The organism is Ruminococcus sp. HUN007 (assembly GCF_000712055.1).
Classification (GTDB): Bacteria; Bacillota; Clostridia; order Oscillospirales; family Ruminococcaceae; genus HUN007.
The window spans coordinates 1-8,168 of the sequence record NZ_JOOA01000004.1 but is presented as its reverse complement, the minus strand read 5'-3'; the positions used below and the strand labels follow the sequence as shown (position 1 = coordinate 8,168).

The 8,168-nt window shown below is 36.2% G+C and carries 9 protein-coding genes and 1 pseudogene; 2 read left to right on the top strand and 8 right to left on the bottom strand.

The features are described 5' to 3' along the window. Positions 1 to 66: 66 nt before the first annotated feature. The 8 genes and pseudogenes from rfbF to CC97_RS21225 form a co-directional block, all read right to left on the bottom strand. Positions 67 to 845, bottom strand: a pseudogene (gene rfbF / locus CC97_RS18335) (glucose-1-phosphate cytidylyltransferase). 1,925 nt (positions 846 to 2,770) lie between these two features. Then, entirely contained in the window at positions 2,771 to 2,947 is a 177-nt protein-coding gene (locus CC97_RS20425; RefSeq protein WP_156036991.1) for a hypothetical protein, read from the bottom strand. A 332-nt stretch (positions 2,948 to 3,279) separates the two neighbouring features. Continuing rightward, complete coding sequence (locus CC97_RS18330; protein WP_044977231.1) at positions 3,280 to 3,474, bottom strand: hypothetical protein; 195 nt, start codon at positions 3,472 to 3,474, stop codon at positions 3,280 to 3,282. Further along, positions 3,461 to 3,586: a hypothetical protein gene (locus tag CC97_RS21465; RefSeq protein WP_278245365.1), complete on the bottom strand. Its 126-nt coding sequence runs from the start codon at positions 3,584 to 3,586 to the stop codon at positions 3,461 to 3,463. The genes CC97_RS18330 and CC97_RS21465 overlap by 14 nt, the downstream gene beginning before the upstream one ends. 189 nt (positions 3,587 to 3,775) lie before the next feature. After that, a complete protein-coding gene (locus tag CC97_RS18325; protein WP_156036990.1) occupies positions 3,776 to 3,949 on the bottom strand; it encodes a hypothetical protein in 174 nt (57 codons plus the stop codon). A gap of 44 nt (positions 3,950 to 3,993) precedes the next feature. Continuing rightward, positions 3,994 to 4,176 carry a hypothetical protein gene (locus CC97_RS21460; protein ID WP_049963065.1) on the bottom strand — a complete coding sequence of 61 codons (183 nt, stop codon included), beginning with the start codon at positions 4,174 to 4,176 and terminating at the stop codon, positions 3,994 to 3,996. A 13-nt stretch (positions 4,177 to 4,189) separates the two neighbouring features. Then, positions 4,190 to 4,303 carry a hypothetical protein gene (locus tag CC97_RS21455; RefSeq protein WP_278245366.1) on the bottom strand — a complete coding sequence of 38 codons (114 nt, stop codon included), beginning with the start codon at positions 4,301 to 4,303 and terminating at the stop codon, positions 4,190 to 4,192. Next, a complete protein-coding gene (locus CC97_RS21225) occupies positions 4,288 to 4,452 on the bottom strand; it encodes a hypothetical protein (RefSeq protein ID WP_242848237.1) in 165 nt (54 codons plus the stop codon). Before CC97_RS21225 ends, CC97_RS21455 begins: the two co-directional genes overlap by 16 nt. Before the next feature lie 1,723 nt (positions 4,453 to 6,175). Between CC97_RS21225 and CC97_RS19355 the strand changes: the two genes are divergently transcribed. Beyond that, on the top strand, positions 6,176 to 6,472 hold the full coding sequence (locus tag CC97_RS19355) for a hypothetical protein (RefSeq protein ID WP_049963063.1): 297 nt from the start codon (positions 6,176 to 6,178) through the stop codon (positions 6,470 to 6,472). Positions 6,473 to 7,195: 723 nt separating this feature from the next. Then, on the top strand, positions 7,196 to 7,804 hold the full coding sequence (locus CC97_RS18310) for a hypothetical protein (RefSeq protein ID WP_044977229.1): 609 nt from the start codon (positions 7,196 to 7,198) through the stop codon (positions 7,802 to 7,804). Positions 7,805 to 8,168: the final 364 nt, after the last annotated feature.

The following is an 8,168-nucleotide window of genomic DNA, read 5'->3' as shown; positions in this document are numbered from 1 at the left end:
AAAACCAGTATGTCCTGTTACAAGTACTTTTTTTTCATTCCAGAAATCTGCATCTATTAATTTTCTTCATTCCCATATTTTCCACGGAGCCTTACCGCTTGCCCATATCTGTTCAAGAAATTCCTTATCTCTCATAGTATCCATGCACTGCCAGTACCCATGATGCTTATAAGCATTAAGCTTACCGTCTTTCGCAAGTTTTTCAAGTGGTTTGCGTTCAAAAACAAGCTGATCATCATCGTTCAGATAATTGAATATTTCAGGTTCAAGCACCATGAATCCGCCATTTATCCAGCCTCCACATCTTCCTTGGCTTTTTTCCGCGAATTTTGAGATTAAAACCATTATTCTCTATCTCTAACACACCAAAACGACCACCTGGCTGAATAGCAGTCATTGTTGCAGTAGCACCAGATTTCCTGTGACTATCTAACAATGCGTTCAAATCAACATTTTGATACGCCATCACCATATATGTCATCATGAATGTTTCATTGCCATATATTTTTTGTATCTTCTTTATTCTTCCACCAGTCTGTGTCATAACACCGGTTTCAGCAAGTGTCACCTTTCCATGGTTTCAACTTTCTGAATTATGAAGAGTCCATAGAATTCTCATTAGTAAAATCAAATGTGACGTCTGAGTTGTACATGCTAATATGCAGAAAAATATTCTTTGATAACAAAACTCTTGTATCCACAGCATATTACAAAATCATTAAACCCAAACTCAGAATAATACTTCATAATATGCCAAATTTATTGGATGTTCGCCAAATACCGATCATTGGCTTCGGTTTCAGATGGCTTTCTTCACTGATTCGCGTACCAAGCCCCGCCAGCAAGAATTACTACTTTTCATATGCTTTTCCTCATATTTCTTTATATATCAAATTACAGTGTAATCTAAATTAACAGAATTTACGTCAACCTCATTTTTATCTTAAACTGTTTCGAGGCATAAACTCGACTAAATCTTTCATTGCTTCACAAGAATTAAGCGCTTTTTCTCATTTTCTTTCTATATAAAGCTACAGCATTGCTGTTTTCAAGTTTCCTGATTAGCTCTGTACATATAGTAACCGAAACGATTGAAGATTAGGCCAATACTTCAACATCATTTTCATCTAATAGTAATTCAGAATTATAAATATTAAGAACATAATCGCTTAAAAGCGAAATAAAGCGAATATATAATTTCTTCTTTTTTTATTATCATTCAAATCAAAAGGTTTTATAGCAAGCCAGTTCATACATATCAGTAATAAAACCGAAAATCCTTTAATTGAACTGGGTAAAGCTTTCAGGAATCCCATAATCAAGAACTATCTGTGCATAATCATCCATGGCAATTCAAGACAATCTGTAGATTATTTCTCAAATCAGATAAATCTATTTTATTGACAAACGACGCTAATATCTACTTTGTGTTTTATGGCTAGATAGAATACTTCACTGTAATGTCCATTCCAAGATTCTATTTGTTCAATAAATTCAATTAGTTTTGAACTGAAGTCGTTATAATTTTTGTATACTTACCATATACATTAATTTTTGAAAAAAATTATCATCTAATCCACTCTCGGCTATATCGCTTGCAAACTTTTCTTTTTCTTTCATCCTGTAACCAGTTATAAAATGCTTCTAAAGCATATAACATTACTGAATATTTCTCGTCATCATTTTTAATTCAATTATCTTTTTCGTGATAATATACAATTCGACTATATTCCTTGCCTTTCTGTACACAGTAATTTTATCCGCTGATATAACATCTGTGAATTTCGAACCTTCAATTGTAGAAAAAAATCAAGCTGATCTAATATATCAAAAAGCATCGCTATATTTGCTTAGCTTTTTATAAATCATTATTAAATTGTAAGTACAAGTCTCAAAATCTGATTTTGTTTAGACCAGCAATCGGATGTGTACACATTTTCAAATTCATTAAGCTCCGCCGTTTTTTGTACTTTTCATAAAACTTAAAATAACGCTGAAATGCACTACATGCATCTTCGTACATATCAAGAGGTACCCAGAATATTAGCTCTCAGGAATTCGATTGCTACAGAAACGATATTACTATTCGCATCAATAAATACATTATAATACTCTTCGCACAAAATCCAATGCATGTTTCCTGTCAACAGTCTGATAATACGAAATTGCCTGCATATAAATAACTTTTGAATAAAACAAACTTCCACTATCAAGGACGTACAATATCCAATGCTTCACATATATATTTCTCTCTTTCATCAGAAACTGAAAGCATCTATTAAATGGCTAAGTAGCCTTAGATTTTTGGGATTTTTCTCATATTCCATCCTCATAAGATTCAGATTTCTTATTCTTTTTTTCTCTTTTTTGGTGATTGGATTCAAAACAATAAACCTGTATGATGAAAAATGGTTGAAATATTGTAAAACGGATTTTTCTTATGGGTATAGTTTCGTGAATTGCTCCTTCAAAGAAACATGTCTCATCTAATTTTGCAGCCTTGCTAAGCTAGAGTCAGCAATAATTTATCCAGCTTTAGATTTTGATAATTTACGAACAATGATTGTTCCACAGATCTATATTTTTTGATTATCTTTATTTTTTAAGAAATTTAATAATTCTGAGGCAATCATTATCCAAGTATTCATCAGCATCAATAATACATATACCACTGACCTGAAGCTTTTTTTATAGTTGAATTTCTCGCTTCAAGCAAAATCATTTATCCATTCAAAATGATACACATTATCAGTATATTTTTCTAGCGATTTCAACTGTAGAATCTGTTGAAGCCAGTATCGGCAACAATCAACTCACATGGTATTGCATTCATTAACGGCTGAAGTGATTTCAGACATCTTTCCAGCACTTTTTTCTTCATTTTTTTACTATCATTCCTATGGAAAGAATAATCTGTTTTTCTCTTAGGTTCAGTATGTACTTTCATTTCTCATATCTCCTATCGAAAAAATTTACAGGGCTACAGTGACGAAGCACCATAGCCCTGTATCCCTTTACCCTATATTCATTTATTTAATCGTAGTTTATATTCCTTTTTACTTGTCAGCTATAATCATAATGATGAATTACTGAAGAAGTGAAAGTACGTTCTGAGGCTGTGAATTAGCCTGTGCGAGGCATAGACTGGAGCAGCCTGAGCAATAACGTTCTTACTTGTATATTCCATCATTTCCTTAGCCATGGTCTGTATCTAAGATACCGTGACTTAGAAAGCTGTTGTGTTTTCAGAAGCTGTAGTAAGGTTATTTTACAGTGTGTTCAAGACGATTCTGCTGAGCACCGAGTTTTTCCTCTCTGGTCAGATACATAATTTGATACCTGACGGATAGCATCAGCGGCTGCAGAAGCCTTGTTCTGATCTGAAATATCAACTGTGATACCATTATCATATGTAGCAGAAGCGTTAGCCTTTGTAGCGGCAACAGCATTCGTATCTGTTTCACCAGTAGCCACCTGCAGTTTTATTCTGGAAACCGTTGATACCTGCAAGAAGTGTATCTGTATGGAAACTGCCAATCTGAACATTCATCTTATCAGCTGCTGTTGAAGATTCACCAATCTGCAATTTAATTCCTTCATTTTTAGCTAAATTGCCAGATGTTGAGTAAGTAAGATTAATGTTGATTTCACTGTATCCATTAATATTATTGCTAGAAGCATATTTATCGGCGTTTACTGCACTAGACCACTAAATCATCGCCTGTAATACTTCCGGTTGCAACTGTAAGAGTTGACAATAATATCGCCATTCTTATTAACCGCAAGAGTTACTGAAGTCATATTTTGTTGAGCCGGAAGCAGCGGCTGCTGCTTCTGCTGCTGCTTTAATCTTAGCAGTTAATTCATCCTTAGCGCTTCCACTAAGCTGATCTAATGCTGTTGAGCCACTAATTGCTGCTGATGACGCAATTATATCTCGGTGCGCCATTAGGTGCTTCATCACTAACAGAATAATGGTTACCAGTAGAATCACTAGAAATAAGAACTTTTTCCGTTTGATCCTAGATCTCCATTAAGAAGCTTCTTGCCATTAAAGTTTGCTGTAGTCGCCATTCTATCGATTTCACTACAGAGCTCATCCATTTCATTCTGAAGAGCCTTTCTATCTTCGCCCTCAAGAAGTCCGTTAGCAGACTTTTCAGCAAGTTCAGTCATTCTTGTAAGAATGTCATGAGTTTCCCTTCATGTAACCTTCAGCTGTCTGAATCATGTTAGCACCGTCTTCGCAGTTATCCTTAGCTGTATCAAGAGCCTTGATCTGATTCTTCATCTTCTCTGTAATAGCGAGACCTGAAGCATCATCCTTAGCTGCGTTGATTCTAAAGCCGGACGCGAGTTTTCTGCATGGCCGCTCTGCTGAGCCTTTGAAGCGTTTGCTAATGAATTGTTGGCATTTATAGCTGCCATATTAGTTCTAACTACCATTCCCATAATAATACCTCCATGTATTTAGGTCGTGCTCCTTGCAAAAATCTCGTTTCTCTGAATTCATTTTCTATCCCTGATATCGCTTTTTCAATCCCTGATGTTTTTAGCTGATTTACTTAAAACCCCGAAACCAGATAAATTTGAATTTGATTGGTTTCCTTTATTCTATTGCTTGTTGATTGAAAAAATGGTATACTAAATATGTATATACCAACATTTCAGAAAGAAGCAATCAATCGTGCGAAGAAGAATTGCTTCAGTAGAATCTGGAGGTGGCTTAAACTGGACACATTAACATTAAATGCTTTAAATAATGCTATAGCTTCCACTCGAATGGAAGGATATGATTTTACGGATGAAACACTAAAAATCATTACTGATTTATGCTGAAAAAAAAGATTGATTTTTAATGAATTGATAAAAATGATCACTGGTAATTTGCAAGGAGTAAAACTGTGGCCGGTCTATTCGTTAGACGGATGTAGTCAGGATTGTTATGAACATACTACCGTCCTTATTAACAAGTTTTGATATAAGAAATTCAGAAATTACTTGATAAAGCAGAGGCGACTATTGTAACAGCAAGAATAATGGATGCTGAAAAAAAACACTGAATTTAAAGATGTGGATTTTAGTTTTTAACAAATTACTTCATAAAAGAATTTTTCAGTGATCTTTATAGCTGGGCTGGAGAAATACGAACAATCAATCTTTCAAAAAAAGGGATCTGTATTTTGTAATGTAAAAAATATTGAAAATGCAAGGAATACTAAAATTCAAATATCTTAAAGATAATAATTATTTTTGTAGTTTAAGTAAAGAGCGGTTCATCGGAGGAACTTACGGATTTTTATAAACGACATGAATTATTTGCATCCTTTTCGAGAAGGGAATGGCCGGACCACTTAGATTGTTTTTTAGCTTTGCTTGACCAATAATGCTGGTTACAATATAGATTTTCAAAAATGCGATGGTGACTTACTTACGTTAGCGACAAATCAAGGCATTTTCAGGGAGATGCATCTTTACTGCAAAATATATTTTCTGAAATTAATAGATTAATAGTACTCACCCACAGTGGAACATCAATCCGCTTTTGATGTTCACTAAATTTTTTCTTTACAGGAGTACTATTATTATGGCAAATGAAACATCAGGAAATTACATCCGGCTGCGGCGATTTAACAGAGATCACGGCTTCGCAGGCTTCTTGAACAGTGGGTGGATGAAGATCTGGCTTCCGGGTAATTACAGTAACGGGTACGGTAACAGCTTTACAGTTCGGTTATTCGTCGTATAAATCAGGATGAGATCGCTGATTTAAAGATAAGTGAGATCGCACCTGATCTGCTGCAGAATTATTTCGATAAACTCTGCAACGGCGGCAAAAACGGATGTGCTCATGTTAGCACGGGATATATGCGGATTTTTGCAGCGGTTCTGCACAGCTCTTTTTCGTTTTGCGGTGTTTCCTAAAAAATATATCGAATCAGATCCGATGCAGTATGTCCGCATCAGTCATCCGAGGGAACAGTCACTGGTACTGGATCCCGTTAATATCCGCAGAAATGAGAACATGATCATATCACACAGACAGTTCTGTACTATTATAAAGTATCTTGAAGAAAAGAAAAATGCCGCTTTGCTGCCGATACAGATCGCCCTATTATACCGGACTAAGACTCGGTGAAGTATGCGCACTGCTCTGGCGGGGATATAGATCTGGATGAACAGTGTATCACAGTCAGACGGAGTATGCGTTATAAATACTGTGCGCCATAAGATAGAGATAGGACCGGCTAAAAGAAACAAAGTGCGTATAGTTGATTTCGGAAACAGGCTGGCTGAGATCCTTAAACGTGAAAAATCAAGACAGAAGGCTCTTGAAGAAAGTGAGCTTAAATACGCCAACTACTGCAGAAGAGTTTTTGAAAACGGTCGTGAGCACTATGAGATATATGCTCTTGAAAAAGGCGAAAACGGTACCGGGAAGATCATCAGAAACTGTCATTTGTCTGTATAAGGAACAACGGAAAATTCGAAAGTCCGGATACAGTTTCAATAATGTTGCCGTTCAATAAGAAAACTTGACGATAAACTCTGCGGTTTTCATTTTCATATTCTGCGCCACACCTACACCTGCAAACCTCCTCTCTGCCGGCGCAGCACCGAAAGATGTCCAGGAACTGCTCGGTCATTCAGACATCAGCACCACAATGAATATCTATGCCCATTCAACCAGAAAACATAAAAGAAAAAACAGCAATGCTGCTGGATAAAATGAATTAAGCTGAATTACACCATATTTGTTACGACATCCGGAACAACCTATTGCCAATCACCTTTCCAGATGATATAATATAAGCAGAAAAAGGCCGGACATGATGGCTGTATATAAAAAATAATAGAAATAAATTACATGGATTCTATTGACATTGTATCCTTGATATGATATAATTCAGGTGTAATATATTACAGATATATCATAATCAAGGAGATATGACTATGAATAGTCCAAACAAAGATTTACGATCTGTCATTCAAAAGAATGAATCCGGTTATCTGGTAAAATGCTTGTAAAATTTGTAAACAAGGTATTCGGCAAGCGCTTTCCCGCTGGATTCGGAAATAACATTTCTGGATACAAACACGGTAAATAAAAGACCTGAAAGTATACGAAAAAGACCTCTACTTTATAATATGCGGTGAACGCTTCCATCTTGAAGCCCAGGTATATTATGATGACATGCTCATCAGGCTCTTCAATTACGCTGTCAGTGACGAAGAAGGATACAAGCGAATCGACGATTCCCACGCAGTATTCAAAATGCCGCAGCAGGCTGTAGTATTTCTGAAAGATACAGATAAAAGCAAGGATAAACTGTACATAAAACTGATCCTGCCGGACGAGCAGGAAATCGAATACTCAGTACACGCAGTACGTTCACTCGGCTACACCCCCGCAGGAACTGATCGCAAACGACATGGAGATCCTCCTGCCGTTCCAGATCCTGAGACTGTACAGCAGTGTAAAAAAGTACAGCAGCGCTTTTCTGAAGAACAGAAAAACGGAATTTCTCGAAAAGTTTACATCTATGTGCAGGGATATAATCACGACTTTGCGCAGCTTAAAAGGAACAGGAAAAAAATAACAAATGATGAACACAGTACGATGATCACGATAATTCGGGATCTGGAGAAACATATATACAGTTCAATAGATGATATAGCTAATAAAGGAGCTGATTCTATGCTTAATGAAGAATTTTTATTTTCAGACGAAAGAGCCAGAGCGGAAGAAAGAGCAAAAGCGGAAGCTGAAGAAAAAACAGAAAATCGCAGAACTCATGATTGAAGACGGCGAATGCGCAGAAAAGATCATCAGATACCACCGGAATCGATGTATCCGTACTAAAAATCCATGGCTCAGTCACTCGGAAAAAAGCACTTATGCTTTGATTTAAACCATCTGAATCCCGGGAATTGTGATGAAACGCTCTCATAATTCCGGGATTTAATTTTATAATAATTCGCTTCCGGCAACAGAGACAAAACTCTGAAAGTAAGATTACGGCTCAGAAGCACCGGAATAGCCAATAACAACCTATTGCCAATCACCTTTCCAGATGATATAATATAAGCAGAAAAGGCCAGTCCTGATGGCTGTATATTAAAAAATAATAGAAATAAATTACATGGATTCTATTGACATTGTATCC

Coding starts and splice junctions, on each gene's coding strand:
- CC97_RS21225 (WP_242848237.1), bottom strand. CDS start 4,452: ATGGGAATGGTAGTTAGAACTAATATGGCAGCTATAAATGCCAACAAT.
- CC97_RS18325 (WP_156036990.1), bottom strand. CDS start 3,949: ATGGCGCACCGAGATATAATTGCGTCATCAGCAGCAATTAGTGGCTCA.
- CC97_RS21460 (WP_049963065.1), bottom strand. CDS start 4,176: ATGACTGAACTTGCTGAAAAGTCTGCTAACGGACTTCTTGAGGGCGAA.
- CC97_RS18310 (WP_044977229.1), top strand. CDS start 7,196: ATGCTCATCAGGCTCTTCAATTACGCTGTCAGTGACGAAGAAGGATAC.
- CC97_RS20425 (WP_156036991.1), bottom strand. CDS start 2,947: ATGAAAGTACATACTGAACCTAAGAGAAAAACAGATTATTCTTTCCAT.
- CC97_RS19355 (WP_049963063.1), top strand. CDS start 6,176: ATGAACAGTGTATCACAGTCAGACGGAGTATGCGTTATAAATACTGTG.